This window comes from Streptomyces sp. NBC_00440 (assembly GCF_036014215.1).
Lineage (GTDB): Bacteria > Actinomycetota > Actinomycetes > Streptomycetales > Streptomycetaceae > Streptomyces.
In genome coordinates this window covers 6116634-6130224 of the sequence record NZ_CP107921.1, presented here as the reverse complement: position 1 = coordinate 6130224, position 13591 = coordinate 6116634, and the positions used below count along the sequence as shown (strand labels likewise).

Here is a 13591-nt window from a genome sequence, read left to right as displayed (position 1 = left end):
ACGGTCCCGGGGGGTTCGTGGGAACAGAGGGAGAACTGAGGGAACAGAGGGAGAACTGGGGGTGGTCGCGCGGGCCGGGGTCAGGCCCCGATGAGCCGGGAGAACTTCTCCTCGTACGCCGCGTCCTCCTTGCTGGAGAGCGAGCGGAAGACGTGCGACCGGGCGGCCATCGCCTTGTCGGGGAGGATCAGCTGGTTGGCCGCCAGCTTGGGGTCGATCTTCGCGAGCTCCGGGCGGATACCGTCCACCGGGGAGAGGTAGTTGGTGTACGCGGTGAGCTTGGCGGCGACGGCGGGCTCGTAGTAGTAGTCCATCAGCCGCTCGGCGTTGGAGGTGTGGCGGGCCTTGGCCGGAACCAGCATGTTGTCGCTGGATGTCAGGTAACCGGCTGCGGGGATCGCGTACTTGACGTGCGGATTGTCGTTCTGGAGCTGGGTGATGTCACCGCCCCAGGCGACACAGGCCGCGATGTCGCCCTTGTCCAGGTCGCTGATGTAGTCGTTGCCGGTGAAGCGGCGTATCTGCTTGGTGTCGACGCCCTTCTGGAGACGGCCGATCGCGGCGTCGAAGTCGGCGTCGGTGACCTTCGCCGGGTCCTTGCCCATGTCGAGCAGCGTCATCCCGACCGAGTCGCGCATCTCCGAGAGGAAACCCACCCGCCCCTTGAGCTTGGGGTCGTCGAGGAGCTGGGTGATGGAGTCGACCTTGCGGCCGCCGGTCGCCTTCGTGTTGTAGGCGATGACGGTGGGGACACCGGCCCAGGGGTACGAGTAGACGCGGCCGGGGTCCCAGTCGGGGTTGCGGAACTGTTCGGAGAGGTTCGTGTACGCGTGCGGGAGCAGCGACGCGTCGAGCCGTTCCACCCAGCCGAACCGGATCAGCCTGGCGGCCAGCCAGTCGGTGAGGATGATGATGTCCCGTCCGGTGTCCTGGCCGGCCGCGAGCTGTGGCTTGATCTTGCCGAAGAACTCGACGTTGTCGTTGATGTCCTCGGTGTAGTTGACCTTGATCCCGGTGCGCTTGGTGAACGCCTCCAGGGTGGGCCGGTGCTTCCCGTCGTCGGAGACGTCCACGTACTCGGTCCAGTTGGAGAAGTTGATCACCTTCTCCTTGGCCGAGTGGTCGGTGGAGGCCGGGGCCCCGCCGTCGCGTTTGGCCGCGGGGATGCCGCAGCCGGTGAGAGCGGCGAGGCCACCGAGGGTGAGAGCGCCGGCGCCGGTGGCGCGCAGCAGCGACCTGCGGGCGACGGACCCCCCGCCGCGGGCCAGGGTGCGGCGCGCGGCGGCCAGCTGGGCCGGGGAGAGACGGTCTGGCTCGAACTGCTCCATGGGCTCGGTGCCCTTTCTTTATCGGTCCCCGAAGATCGTGCGGTGCCAGTCCTTGCGGGCCACCGCGGTGTTGTCGTACATGACGTGCTTGACCTGTGTGTACTCCTCGAACGAGTACACGGACATGTCCTTGCCGAAGCCGCTTGCCTTGTAACCGCCGTGCGGCATCTCGCTGATGATCGGAATGTGGTCGTTGACCCACACGCAGCCGGCCTGGATCTCGCGGGTCGCCCGGTTCGCCCGGAAGACGTCCCGGGTCCAGGCGGACGAGGCCAGTCCGTAGGGGGTGTCGTTGGCGAGGGCGATGCCCTCGTCGTCGGAGTCGAAGGGCAGGACGACCAGGACCGGGCCGAAGATCTCGGCCTGGACGATCTCGCTGTCCTGGGCGGCGTCGGCGATCAGGGTCGGCAGGTAGTAGGCGCCTTCGTTCTCGGGCGCCCGGCCGCCGGTGACCACGCGCGCGGTGTCCCTGGCCCGGTCCACGAAGGCCGCGACCCGGTCGCGCTGGGCGTAGCTGATCAGCGGGCCGATGTCGGTCGACTCGTCGAAGGGGTCGCCGAGGCGGAGGGTGCCCATCAGTTCGGCGACGCCCTCGACGAAGGCGTCGTACAGCGGGCGCTGGACATAGGCGCGGGTGGCGGCCGTGCAGTCCTGGCCGGTGTTGATGAGCGAGCCCGCGACCGCGCCGTGCACGGCGGCTTCCAGATCGGCGTCGTCGAAGACCAGGAAGGGGGCCTTGCCGCCGAGTTCGAGGTGGATCCGCTTGACGGTCGCGGTGGCGATCTCGGCGACGCGCTTGCCGACCGGCGTCGATCCGGTGAACGAGGTCATGACCACGTCCGGGTGGCCCACCAGGTGTTCGCCCGCCACGGCGCCGAGGCCGTTGACGATGTTGACGACCCCGTCGGGGATGCCCGCCTCGGTCGCGGCCTGCGCGAACATCAGCGAGGTGAGCGGGGTGATCTCGGCGGGCTTCAGCACGATGGTGTTGCCCGCCGCGATGGCCGGGAGGACCTTCCAGGCGGCCATCTGGAGCGGGTAGTTCCAGGGGGCGATGGAGCCGACGACGCCGATCGCCTCGCGACGGACGTACGAGGTGTGGTCGCCGCTGTACTCACCGGCCGACTGGCCCTGGAGGTGGCGGGCGGCGCCCGCGAAGAAGGAGGCGTTGTCGACGGTGCCCGGCACGTCGAACTCGCGGCTCAGCTTGATCGGCTTGCCGCACTGGAGGGATTCCGCGTACGCGAACTCCTCGGCGCGCTCGGCGAGAACGGCCGCGAAGCGGTGCAGCGCGTCGGAGCGCTCTCCCGGGGTGGCGCCGGACCAGCCGGGGAAGGCCGCGCGGGCCGCGGCGACTGCGGCGTCGACGTCGGCGGTGCCTGCGAGGGCGTAGCTGAGGACCACCTCACCGGTGGCGGGGTTCACGACGTCCTGGGTCCGCCCTGAGGTACCGGGGCGCAGCTGCCCGTCGATGTACTGTGCGCCGGCCGCGAAGCGGTCCCGCACCTGGAAGCTGTTGACCATCGTGCTCTCTCCGTAGCTCAAGCTCGAATTGAGTGCCGATCCTGGCAGAGCGATAGTTCATCAACAAGTGATTCCGTTGTTTCCTTTTGGTTACGCAACGGAATCGGTCGACCATGTGTCGCGTGGGCCGGAAAATCCACGACGGAGTGTCAGTGGCGGCTGCCAGACTCCCGTGCATGGAACGCATCGAGGCGCTGGCCAGGCAGGCGGGCAACGGGGAGCGGATCAAGTTCCTGCACTTCTGGGGGCACACCGCGCGGCGGGACGGCAGCATCGGGCCGAGCTGTCTGAGCCAGTGGTATCCGTCACCCTTCGTGGTCGACGGCGTGCGGTATGCCACGGCTGAGCACTGGATGATGGCGGCCAAGGCACGGCTCTTCGGCGACGCGGAGGCGGAGCAGGCCGCGCTGACGGCGACGAACCCCGCACTGGCCAAGAAGGCGGGGCGGCTGGTGCGCGGTTTCGACGACGGGACATGGCAGCGCGAGCGGTACGGGATCGTGGTCGAGGGCAGCGTGCACAAGTTCGGCGCGGACGCGGCGCTGCGCGAGTTTCTGCTGGCCACCGGGGACCGGGTACTGGTCGAGGCCAGCCCGATGGACCGGGTGTGGGGCATCGGGCTCGCGGCGGACGACGAGCGGGCCGGTCAGCCGGACCGCTGGCGCGGGCTCAATCTGCTGGGGTTCGCGCTGATGGACGCCAGGGAGCGGCTGCGTACGGCCGTCGCTGCGGGCTGACGCGCGGCCTGACGCTGCGGGCCGCCGGCCGGCAGCGGGGCTGCGTGCCGCCGTCGGCGCTGCCCGGGCGAGTGGGGCCGCCCGGGACAGATCTCAGTGCCCCGTGTCTCCGTGACCAGGTCCCGGTGGCCGTGTGTCAGTGGCCAGGCCTCAGTGACCAGGCCTCAGTGGTCGGCGCCGACGATCAGCGAGCTCGGGTAGGTGCTGCCGTCGCTGCCGTAGTCGGGGGTGGTGTGAGGGCTCTGCGAGATGCCCCAGATCACCACGCTGAGAAATGCGGCGCTGACCACGATGCCGATGGGTCCCAGGATGATCCCGGCCAGCGCCATCCCCCCGTTGTTCGCCTCACCGCGGTTGGCCCGCTTGCGGCCGAGGATGCCGAAGATCAGGGCGAGCGTCCCCAGGATGATGCCGAGCCCCCAGGCGCAGAAGATGACCACGCTGAGGATGCCGAGCACCAGCGCGGCCACCCCGTAACCGTTGGCGGGGGCCTGTTGCATGGTGTTCCAGCCACCCTGTCCGCCGTACCCCGGGTACCCGGGATAGCCGTAGGCGGCGGGTCCCTGCGGGCCGGGCGCGGCACCCGGATAGGACGGGTAGCCGTACAGCCCGGGGGCACCCTGCCCCGGCCCGTTCGGCGCGACCGGCGGGGGCGGTACGGATCCGGGGGGCGGATATCCGGGCGGCGCGAACCCCGGAGGCACGGAGCCCTGCGGCCCCGGGCCCGGCGCCTGCTGCCCGGCGCCCTGCTGACCGGAGCCGAACTGGCCGGGTCCCTGCTGCCCCGGGATGTGCGGGCCCGGCGTCTGCTGCCCTGGAGACGGCTGCACGGAGCCGGGCTGTCCGATGCCCCCGGCCCCCGGCAGGTCCGTGACTGTCTGCTGATCGTGCACCGGGCTGCTCGGCGCCTTCGGCTGGTCCGTCTGCTTGTCCAGCGGCACTTTCGGCCCGGGCGGCGCCCATGGGTCTCTCGGCGGCTCGGGGTCCCCCGAAGGGCGTGGTGCGTTGTCTGACATGGGCCTCCCCCATCCTCAGCTCGTCATGCTAGAGCCTGTGTGCGAGGCACGGTTCCCCGCCTACGATGTTCTCCGACCAGCAGAACTCGCCGTACCCGGAGGACCCCGATGCCCGACCTGCGCCCCTTCATCGCGGGACTGCCCAAGGCGGAACTGCATGTGCACCATGTCGGGTCCGCGTCGCCCCGCATCGTCGCCGAACTCGCCGCGCGCCACCCGGACTCCATAGTTCCGGCGGACCCCGAGGCGCTCGCCGACTACTTCACCTTCACTGACTTCGGGCACTTCATCCAGGTCTACCTCTCGGTGGTGGACCTGATCCGCACCCCCGAGGACGTACGGCTGCTGACCTTCGAGGTCGCACGGGACATGGCCCGCCAGAACATCCGGTACGCGGAGCTGACCATCACCCCGTTCTCCTCCACCCGCCGGGGCATCCCCGAGCAGGCCTTCATGGAGGCGATCGAGGACGCCCGCAAGGCGGCCGAGGCCGAACTCGGCACCGTAATGCGCTGGTGCTTCGACATCCCGGGCGAGGCCGGACTCGACTCGGCGGCCGAGACGACCCGGCTCGCACTCGATCTGCGTCCTGAGGGGCTTGTCTCCTTCGGACTCGGCGGTCCCGAGATCGGTGTGGCCCGCCCGCAGTTCAAGCCCTACTTCGACCGGGCCCGCGCGGCCGGACTGCACTCGGTGCCGCACGCCGGTGAGACGACCGGCCCGGAGACCGTCTGGGACGCGCTGCACCACCTGGGCGCCGAGCGCATCGGCCATGGCACCAGCTCGGTCCAGGACCCGAAGCTCCTCGCCCACCTGGCAGAACAGGGCATCGCGCTGGAGGTCTGCCCGACCTCCAACATCGCGACCCGGGCCGTCCGCACCCTCGATGAGCACCCGCTCAAGGAGATGGTGGACGCCGGGGTGCTGGTGACCATCAACAGCGACGACCCGCCGATGTTCGGCACCGATCTCAACAACGAGTACCTGGTCGCGGCCCGCCTGCTCGGGCTGGACGAGCGCGGCACCGCCGAGCTCGCGAAGAACGCCGTCACGGCGTCGTTCCTCGACGCGCCGGGCAAGGCGAAGCTGGCCGCCGAGATCGACTCGTACACCGCGGAGTGGCTCGCCCGGTAGCCGCCCGCGGCGGCGGTCGGCGAGGATGACCCCATGCGTACCGTCACTGCCGTGGGTCATCGCGGCGATCCCTACCTCTTCCGTGAGAACACCCTGCCGTCCGTCCGCTCGGCGCTCGAACGGGGCGCCGACGCGGTGGAGATCGACGTCCGGCTGACCCGGGACGGTGTGCCGGTCCTGCTGCACGACGCGACCCTGGAGCGGCTGTGGGGCCACGAACGGCCACTCTCCCGGGTCACGGCTGACGAGCTGCGCGGGCTGACGGCCGGCAGGGTGCCGACGCTCCGCGAAGCGCTGATGGCGGTCGGCAGCCACCGCCTCATGATCGATCTGCCGGGCGCCACTCCGGAGGCGGTGCGCACGGTCGTCGGTGTGGTCCACGAGTGCGGGGCGGGCGACCGTACGTACTACTGCGCGGGGCCCTCCACCATGCTGGCCGTGCGCGAGGCGGACCCGGCCGCCGAGATCGCCATGACCTGGACGACGCTCACCCCGCCGCGTCCCGCCCTGCTCGACACGGTGAAGCCCCGCTGGCTCAACTACCGCTTCGGGCTGCTGAGTCCGGAACTCTGCGAGCGCGTACACCGCGACGGGCTGCTGGTCTCCGCGTGGACCCCGGACACCGGGCGGTCGATGCGCCGGCTGATCGGCTTCGGCGTCGATTCGATCACCACCAACCGCATCGACGCCCTCCGCACGGTCCGCCGCCGGACGCGCACCGGGCGGCCCTGACCCCTACGGAACCCTCCCCCGGGGCACCGTACTGGCGATGCCGGGCCGTACGTTCCGGGAGCGGCCGCCGCACCACGTGCGAACCCCCTGCGACCTGAAGGGGCCGCCTACAGACCCACGATCTCGTTCCAGCGCTTCGCGTACTTGACCCGCTCCGCCGATGTGAGGTCCCGGGCGATGGCGAGGCGCTTGCGCATCTTGTCGTCGGGGAAGATCAGCGGGTCCTCGGCGAGGTCCGCCAGTTCCTTGTCCTTCGACGAGGCCAGCACCTCGCGTGCGGCGGGGACCGGACACACGTAGTTGACCCAGGCGGCCAGCTTCGCCGCCACCGCGGGCTCGTAGTAGTAGTCGATCAGCTTCTCGGCATTGGCTTTGTGACGCGCGAGGTTGGGGATCATCATGGACTCCGCCCACAGCTCGCCGCCCTCCTCGGGCACCACGAACTCGATGTCCGGGCTGTCGGCCTGGAGCTGGATCACATCGCCCGAGTACGCCTGGCAGGCGAGCACATCGCCGGTGGACAGGTCCTTGATGTAGTCGTTGCCGGTGAAGCGCCGGATCTGCTTCTGCCGTACGAGCTTCTCGACCTGGTCGCACATGGTGTCGAAGTCATGGGCGGTCCAGCGGGTGATGTCGGCGCCGTTGCCCTGCATGAGCAGGGCGAACGCCTCGTCGAGCCCGGAGAACAGGGTGACCTTGCCGCGCAGGTCGGGGGCCCAGAGGTCGCTCAGGTGCTTGATCTCGTGGCCGACCTTGCGCCGGTTGTACGCGATGCCGGTGATCCCGGACTGCCAGGGCACGCTCTGCTTGCGCCCCTTGTCGAAAGCGGGTGAGCGAAGCTGCGGGTCGAGGTACTTGGCGACGTTCGGCTGCTTGGCCCGGTCCATCTCCTCGACCCAGCCGAGCCGCACGAACCGGGCGGCCATCCAGTCGCTGATGACGATCAGGTCCCGGCCGGTCTGCTGGTGGTTCATCAGCGCCGGGCTGATCTTCCCGAAGAACTCGTCGTTGTCGTTGATCTCCTCGGTGTACGTGACCTTGATCCCGGTCCGCTTCTCGAAGGTGTCCAGCGTGGGCCGCTTGGACGGATCGTGGTCGTCGGTGTCGATGTAGAGCGGCCAGTTGGCGAAGACCAGGCTCCTGTCCTGCGCCGATGTGTCGCGTCCCGCCCGCTCCCCCGGCTTCACATACGCCGCGGGGACCCCGCATCCGGTGAGCGCGGCCAGCGCGCCCACCGCGCCGGAACCACGGAGGAGGGAACGCCGGGAAACACCAAGATCTGCCATGCGCCCACCTTCACCTCCGGCAGCGGCGGCGGGCAATGGACGCTGCGTACGGAGCACCGGCCCCGGCCGCGACACCTTGTCGGGGCCCGGCGCCCGAGGGACGTACGGACGCACGCCGCCCCCGCACGGCGGACCGTACGGGGGCGGCGCAAAAGGGACGGAACAGCGGCGGAACAGGCGGGGGAGGCGGGGGTGTTCAGCCGTCCAGCGACGTCATCACGTGCTTGATGCGCGTGTAGTCCTCGAAGCCGTAGGCCGAGAGGTCCTTGCCGTAGCCGGACTTCTTGAACCCGCCGTGCGGCATCTCGGCGACGAGCGGGATGTGGGTGTTGATCCACACACAGCCGAAGTCGAGGTTCTTGGACATCCGCATGGCGCGGGCGTGGTCCTTGGTCCACACCGAGGAAGCCAGCGCGTACTCCACGCCGTTGGCGTGCGCGAGGGCCTCCGCCTCGTCCTGGAACGACTGCACGGTGATGACCGGGCCGAAGACCTCCTGCTGGATGATCTCGTCGTCCTGCTTCAGGCCGGACACGACGGTCGGGGCGTAGAAGTACCCCCGGTCGCCGACCCGGTGGCCGCCGGCCTCGACCTTGGCGTGTGCGGGCAGCCGGTCGATGAAGCCGCTGACCTGGGCCAGCTGGTTGGCGTTGTTGAGCGGCCCGTACAGCACGTCCTCGTCGTCCGGCTGTCCGGTCTTCGTGTCGGCCGCGGCCTTGGCGAGCGCCGTGACGAACTCGTCGTGGACCGAGGCGTGGACCAGCACCCGGGTGGCCGCCGTACAGTCCTGCCCGGCGTTGAAGTACCCCGCGACCGAGATGTCCTCGACGGCCTTCGCGATGTCCGCGTCCTCGAAGACGACGACGGGGGCCTTGCCGCCCAGCTCCAGGTGGACCCGCTTGACGTCCTTGGCCGCGGACTCGGCGACCTGCACGCCGGCCCGTACCGACCCGGTGATGGAGGCCATCGCGGGCACGTTGTGCTCGACCATCGTGCGGCCGGTGTCACGGTCGCCGCAGACGACGTTGAAGACGCCCTTGGGTGCGACGGCCCCGATGATCTCGGCCATCAGCACCGTGGAGGCGGGCGTGGTGTCGGAGGGCTTGAGGACGACGGTGTTGCCCGCGGCGAGCGCCGGGGCGAACTTCCACACGGCCATCATCATCGGGTAGTTCCACGGCGCGACCTGTGCGCAGACACCGACCGGCTCGCGCCGGACGATGGAGGTCAGCCCCTCCATGTACTCACCGGCCGAGCGGCCCTCCAGGAGCCGTGCGGCGCCCGCGAAGAAGCGGATCTGGTCCACCATCGGCGGGATTTCCTCGGTGCGGGTCAGCCCGAGCGGCTTGCCCGTGTTCTCGCTCTCGGCCGCGATCAGGTCCTCGGCCCGCTCCTCGAAGGCGTCGGCGATCTTCAGCAGTACGCGCTGGCGCTCCGAAGGCGTGGAGTCGCGCCAGGCGGGGAACGCCGCGGCCGCGGCCTCCATGGCGGCGTCGACATCCGCCTGTCCCGAGAGCGGGGAGGTCGCGTAGACCTCGCCCGTGGCCGGGTTGACCACGTCGATGGTCCGGCCGTCAGCGGCGTCCCGGAACTCCCCGTTGATGTAGTTACGCAGCCGGCGCAGCTCGGTGGTCACAGTGGTTCTCCCTCTCCGATGCCCGATGGATAGAGCCTGTTGGTCCTGGCCCCACGGATGGTGCCCGGTCGATGTCCGGTTGATGCCCGATGGATGCCCGGTGGATGTTCCGAAGGGTGTCCCGATGGGTGAGACACCACCCTAATCGCAAAGACGACGCTTTCGACATACCCAGGCACCCCGAACTTCGGATTCAGTTCCCAAAATGGCTTTCGACAACGAATTACATCGCTCTGGGGCTTGCATGACGGGCGAGACCTCATGCACAGTGTGGGCGTGGCCAGTCGCAGCGCAGATTCCAGAAACGGGAACGGCACCCCTCCGATCGACGCCGTCTCCCTGGCGATCATCGAACAGCTCCAGCAGGACGGCCGGCGGCCCTACGCCGCGATCGGGAAGGCCGTCGGCCTCTCCGAGGCGGCGGTCCGCCAGCGAGTGCAGAAACTCCAGGACCAGGGCGTCATGCAGATCGTCGCCGTCACCGACCCGCTCACCGTGGGGTTCCGGCGGCAGGCGATGGTCGGCATCACGGTCGAGGGCGACCTCGACCCGGTGGCCGACGCGCTGGCCACCATGAACGAGGTCGACTACGTGGTGATGACCGCGGGCTCCTTCGACCTCATGGTGGAGGTCGTCTGCGAGGACGACAACCACCTGCTCGAACTGATCAACAAGCGGATCCGCGCGCTCCCTGGCGTGCGGGCGACCGAGAGCTTCGTCTACCTCAAGCTGAAAAAGCAGACCTACCAGTGGGGCACCCGATAGTCATGAGCAAGGACCTGAGCCAGACCGCGTACGACCACCTGTGGATGCACTTCACGGACATGTCGTCGTACGAGAACGCGCCCGTTCCCACCATCGTGCGTGGCGAGGGCACCTACATCTACGACGACAAGGGCAAGCGCTACCTCGACGGCCTCTCCGGCCTGTTCGTGGTCAACGCCGGCCACGGCCGCCACGAGCTGGCGGAGACCGCGTACAAGCAGGCGCAGGAGCTGGCCTTCTTCCCGATCTGGTCGTACGCCCACCCGAAGGCCGTCGAGCTGGCCGAGCGCCTCGCGAACTACGCGCCCGGCGACCTGAACAAGGTCTTCTTCACCACGGGCGGCGGCGAGGCCGTCGAGACCGCCTGGAAGCTGGCGAAGCAGTACCACAAGCTCACCGGCAACCACCAGAAGTACAAGGTCATCTCCCGCGCGGTCGCCTACCACGGCACCCCGGCGGGCGCTCTGTCCATCACCGGGCTGCCCGGCCTGAAGGCCCCCTTCGAGCCGCTGGTCCCCGGCGCGCACAAGGTCCCCAACACCAACATCTACCGCGCCCCGATCCACGGCGACGACCCGGTGGCGTACGGCCGCTGGGCCGCCGACCAGATCGAGCAGGAGATCCTCTTCGAGGGCCCCGAGACGGTCGCCGCCGTCTTCCTGGAGCCGGTGCAGAACGCCGGTGGCTGCTTCCCGCCGCCGCCCGGATACTTCCAGCGCGTGCGCGAGATCTGTGACAAGTACAACGTGCTGCTCGTCTCCGACGAGGTCATCTGCGCCTTCGGCCGCCTCGGCACGATGTTCGCGTGCGACAAGTTCGACTACGTGCCGGACATGATCACCTGCGCCAAGGGCATGACGTCGGGCTACTCCCCGATAGGCGCGTGCATCATCTCCGACCGGCTGGCCGAGCCGTTCTACCGCGACGGCAACACCTTCCTGCACGGCTACACCTTCGGTGGCCACCCGGTCTCGGCCGCCGTCGGCATCGCCAACCTCGACATCTTCGAGCGTGAGGGCCTCAACCAGCACGTCCTCGACAACGAGGGTGCCTTCTACTCGACGCTGCAGAAGCTCAACGACCTGCCGATCGTCGGCGACGTCCGCGGCAACGGCTTCTTCTACGGCATCGAGCTGGTCAAGGACAAGGCGACCAAGGAGACCTTCAACGAGGACGAGACCGAGCGCATCCTCTACAACGCCGTCTCCAAGGGCCTGTACGAGGCCGGTCTGTACTGCCGGGCCGACGACCGCGGCGACCCGGTCGTCCAGCTCGCGCCGCCGCTGATCTCCGACCAGTCGACGTTCGACGAGATCGAGTCGATCCTGCGCACGGTCCTCACCGAGGCCTGGGCGAAGATCTGACCCCGCACCGGCCCCTTCCGTCCGGATCACCCCGCTCCCTGGCCGGCTGATCCGACGGAAGTCCCGTGTGACACCGCGGCCCGGCGGCACCCGTACGAGTGGATACGGGTGCCGCCGGGCCGCGTGCTGTCCGCACACCCCGGTCCCGAGTCCCTACGGTGCCCAGTGACCTATCGGCTCCTCCCGCCGTTTTTCCGAGCGGGAACCGACATCAGATCTGAACCGAGGTGTGCTCGCCATGGTGACCCCACCGGACAACGACGTGCTCTGGGCGCGCTCCGCGCACTACTCCCACAGCGGCTCGCCCGCGATCACCGGTGTCTCGCTCGGTGTGCGTGACGCGGAGATCCTCGCGGTGCTCGGCCCGCGCGGCAGCGGCAAGACCACGCTGCTGCGCTGCCTCTCGGGCCAGCTCGTCCCGCAGCAGGGCGAGGTGTGGTTCAACAGCAGCCCCGTGCACACCCTGGGCCGGGTGGCACGCGAGCGGCTGCGGGTCACCCGGTTCGGCTGGATCGACCCCGAACCCCGGCTCGTACCCGAACTGACGGTCTGGGAGAACACGGCCCTGCCGCTGCTGCTGAACGGCGCTTCGCAACGCGCCGCGAAGCAGACGGCCCTCCAGTGGCTGGACCGCCTCGACCTGGGGGCGTACGCCGGCAAGCGCCCGCACGCCCTGCTCCAGGCACAGCGCCAGCGGGTGGCCGTCGCCCGCGCGCTGGCCGCAGGGCCCGCGGTGCTCTTCGCCGACGAGCCCACGGCCGTCCTGCACGGCGCGGAGGGCACCCAGCTGCTGCGCATGCTCGTCACCGCGGCCCGTTCGCACGGGATCACCGCGGTGCTCGCCACCCATGACCCCGAGGTCGCCGCCTGCGCCGACCGCACGGTCCTGCTCAAGGACGGCCGCCGCACCGCATCACTCAGCGGCATGGGCGCTACCAGTGACGAGGGGCGCTCCGCGTGCTCGCTCTCCGTCTAGCCCGCGGCTCCGGACCGCTCGTCCTGCTGCGGAGACTGCTGGTCGCGGTGGCCTCGGCCGGTGTCGGGCTGCTGCTGCTCCGCGTGCTCGATTACGCGGTGGGGCACCCGGCGCGGCCGTCCGGCGCCGGACTGCGGCTGCTCTGCTGCCTGGTCCCGCTGGCGGCGACGGTGCGTCTCGCGGCGGCGGTGGCCCGCACCGATCCGAGCATCCGCCCGAGCGACGGGGCCACGGCCGCGGGGCTCGGCCCGGCCGGGCGCGCCGTGCTCTCAGCAGTGTCCGCCGCGCTCACCTGCGCTCTGGGCAGCGGGGCGGCGCTGCTGCTCTTCCTCCATCTGCACGGCGGCGCCGCCCGGCTGCCGGGAGCGGCCGGCCCGCTCCCGATGCCGGCGGCTCTGCTCCTGCTGGCGTCGGCCCCCATCGCCGCCGCCGTGTGCAGCGCCTGGGCCGTGCGGCACCGCAGGCCCGTCCGGGAGGGCACCGCCCCGCGGGGGCTGGCCCGGGGCGTGGTGCTGGTCGCTGCGGGGCTGGCGGCCGAGGCGTACGGACGCAGCCGGGCAGGGGGCCACGAGCTGTCCGGCCGTTTCGGTGGCAGCTCGGCGGTCCTGGCGGCCGGCTGGTCCCTGACCGCGCTGGGGCTCGCCGTCGTGGCCCCCGCCCTGACCCAGGTGTGCGGGCTGCTCCTGCAGTCCGTACGGCCCGGGGTGGTGCGCCTCCTCGCGGGCCGGGTGCTCCAGGCGGAAGCCCACCGGATCGGCCGGCCGCTCGGCGTGTGCTGCGCGGTGGCCTCGGGGATCGTCGCCGCTTCCGCGCTGCACGGTGCGGGCACCCGGCTCGCGGGTCCGCTGACCCTGCTGGGCGCCGCGCTCGTCGTGGCCTGCTCGGCCGCCACCCTGCTCAGCGCCGCCGTCGAGGCCCGGCAGGACCGCGCGGCCACGACGGCTGCCCTGCTGCGCGGATGCGCCCCGGCGGGGGTGCTGCGGTCGGCCGCCGTGCTGCGCCCTGCCGTCCTGCTGGCGGTGTTCACCCCGGTGACCTGGGGGGTCGCGGTGCTCGCCGCGACGCCCCTGTCCCGGTGAAGGCGAACCCTGTC

The 13591-nt window shown here is 70.3% G+C and carries 12 protein-coding genes; 7 read left to right on the top strand and 5 right to left on the bottom strand.

The window, feature by feature from the left end:
- Window positions 1-80: 80 nt before the first annotated feature.
- Window positions 81-1328: an ABC transporter substrate-binding protein gene (locus OHB13_RS27625; RefSeq protein ID WP_266852467.1), complete on the bottom strand. Its 1248-nt coding sequence runs from the start codon at window positions 1326-1328 to the stop codon at window positions 81-83.
- Between the two features lie 18 nt (window positions 1329-1346).
- Window positions 1347-2852 (bottom strand): gamma-aminobutyraldehyde dehydrogenase, encoded by a 1506-nt coding sequence (locus tag OHB13_RS27620; RefSeq protein ID WP_328380407.1) that lies wholly within the window; start codon window positions 2850-2852, stop codon window positions 1347-1349.
- A gap of 176 nt (window positions 2853-3028) precedes the next feature.
- Between OHB13_RS27620 and OHB13_RS27615 the strand changes: the two genes are divergently transcribed.
- A complete protein-coding gene (locus tag OHB13_RS27615; RefSeq protein WP_328378837.1) occupies window positions 3029-3589 on the top strand; it encodes an NADAR family protein in 561 nt (186 codons plus the stop codon).
- 164 nt (window positions 3590-3753) lie between these two features.
- Here OHB13_RS27615 and OHB13_RS27610 read toward each other — a convergent pair whose 3' ends face one another.
- Entirely contained in the window at window positions 3754-4605 is an 852-nt protein-coding gene (locus tag OHB13_RS27610; RefSeq protein ID WP_328378836.1) for a DUF4190 domain-containing protein, read from the bottom strand.
- Window positions 4606-4713: 108 nt separating this feature from the next.
- Between OHB13_RS27610 and OHB13_RS27605 the strand changes: the two genes are divergently transcribed.
- The gene (locus tag OHB13_RS27605; RefSeq protein ID WP_328378835.1) at window positions 4714-5739 is read left to right on the top strand and encodes an adenosine deaminase; all 1026 of its coding nucleotides are present in this window, start codon (window positions 4714-4716) and stop codon (window positions 5737-5739) included.
- Between the two features lie 33 nt (window positions 5740-5772).
- On the top strand, window positions 5773-6471 hold the full coding sequence (locus OHB13_RS27600; protein WP_328378834.1) for a glycerophosphodiester phosphodiesterase: 699 nt from the start codon (window positions 5773-5775) through the stop codon (window positions 6469-6471).
- A gap of 107 nt (window positions 6472-6578) precedes the next feature.
- On the opposite strand, the gene OHB13_RS27595 is transcribed toward OHB13_RS27600, so the two are convergent.
- Together OHB13_RS27595 and OHB13_RS27590 are read right to left on the bottom strand one after the other, a co-directional pair.
- Entirely contained in the window at window positions 6579-7757 is a 1179-nt protein-coding gene (locus OHB13_RS27595) for an ABC transporter substrate-binding protein (protein WP_266852477.1), read from the bottom strand.
- A 196-nt stretch (window positions 7758-7953) separates the two neighbouring features.
- Entirely contained in the window at window positions 7954-9393 is a 1440-nt protein-coding gene (locus OHB13_RS27590) for a gamma-aminobutyraldehyde dehydrogenase (RefSeq protein ID WP_328378833.1), read from the bottom strand.
- A gap of 261 nt (window positions 9394-9654) precedes the next feature.
- Between OHB13_RS27590 and OHB13_RS27585 the strand changes: the two genes are divergently transcribed.
- The 4 genes from OHB13_RS27585 to OHB13_RS27570 all read left to right on the top strand — a co-directional run bounded on the left by OHB13_RS27585 (window position 9655) and on the right by OHB13_RS27570 (window position 13577).
- Entirely contained in the window at window positions 9655-10158 is a 504-nt protein-coding gene (locus tag OHB13_RS27585; protein ID WP_266852481.1) for an Lrp/AsnC family transcriptional regulator, read from the top strand.
- 2 nt (window positions 10159-10160) lie between these two features.
- Complete coding sequence (locus tag OHB13_RS27580; protein WP_266852483.1) at window positions 10161-11522, top strand: aspartate aminotransferase family protein; 1362 nt, start codon at window positions 10161-10163, stop codon at window positions 11520-11522.
- Between the two features lie 238 nt (window positions 11523-11760).
- On the top strand, window positions 11761-12498 hold the full coding sequence (locus tag OHB13_RS27575) for an ABC transporter ATP-binding protein (RefSeq protein WP_328378832.1): 738 nt from the start codon (window positions 11761-11763) through the stop codon (window positions 12496-12498).
- Complete coding sequence (locus OHB13_RS27570) at window positions 12480-13577, top strand: hypothetical protein (protein ID WP_266852487.1); 1098 nt, start codon at window positions 12480-12482, stop codon at window positions 13575-13577. The genes OHB13_RS27575 and OHB13_RS27570 overlap by 19 nt, the downstream gene beginning before the upstream one ends.
- Window positions 13578-13591: the final 14 nt, after the last annotated feature.

Coding starts and splice junctions, on each gene's coding strand:
- OHB13_RS27625 (WP_266852467.1), bottom strand. CDS start 1,328: ATGGAGCAGTTCGAGCCAGACCGTCTCTCCCCGGCCCAGCTGGCCGCC.
- OHB13_RS27620 (WP_328380407.1), bottom strand. CDS start 2,852: ATGGTCAACAGCTTCCAGGTGCGGGACCGCTTCGCGGCCGGCGCACAG.
- OHB13_RS27615 (WP_328378837.1), top strand. CDS start 3,029: ATGGAACGCATCGAGGCGCTGGCCAGGCAGGCGGGCAACGGGGAGCGG.
- OHB13_RS27610 (WP_328378836.1), bottom strand. CDS start 4,605: ATGTCAGACAACGCACCACGCCCTTCGGGGGACCCCGAGCCGCCGAGA.
- OHB13_RS27605 (WP_328378835.1), top strand. CDS start 4,714: ATGCCCGACCTGCGCCCCTTCATCGCGGGACTGCCCAAGGCGGAACTG.
- OHB13_RS27600 (WP_328378834.1), top strand. CDS start 5,773: ATGCGTACCGTCACTGCCGTGGGTCATCGCGGCGATCCCTACCTCTTC.
- OHB13_RS27595 (WP_266852477.1), bottom strand. CDS start 7,757: ATGGCAGATCTTGGTGTTTCCCGGCGTTCCCTCCTCCGTGGTTCCGGC.
- OHB13_RS27585 (WP_266852481.1), top strand. CDS start 9,655: ATGCACAGTGTGGGCGTGGCCAGTCGCAGCGCAGATTCCAGAAACGGG.
- OHB13_RS27580 (WP_266852483.1), top strand. CDS start 10,161: ATGAGCAAGGACCTGAGCCAGACCGCGTACGACCACCTGTGGATGCAC.
- OHB13_RS27575 (WP_328378832.1), top strand. CDS start 11,761: ATGGTGACCCCACCGGACAACGACGTGCTCTGGGCGCGCTCCGCGCAC.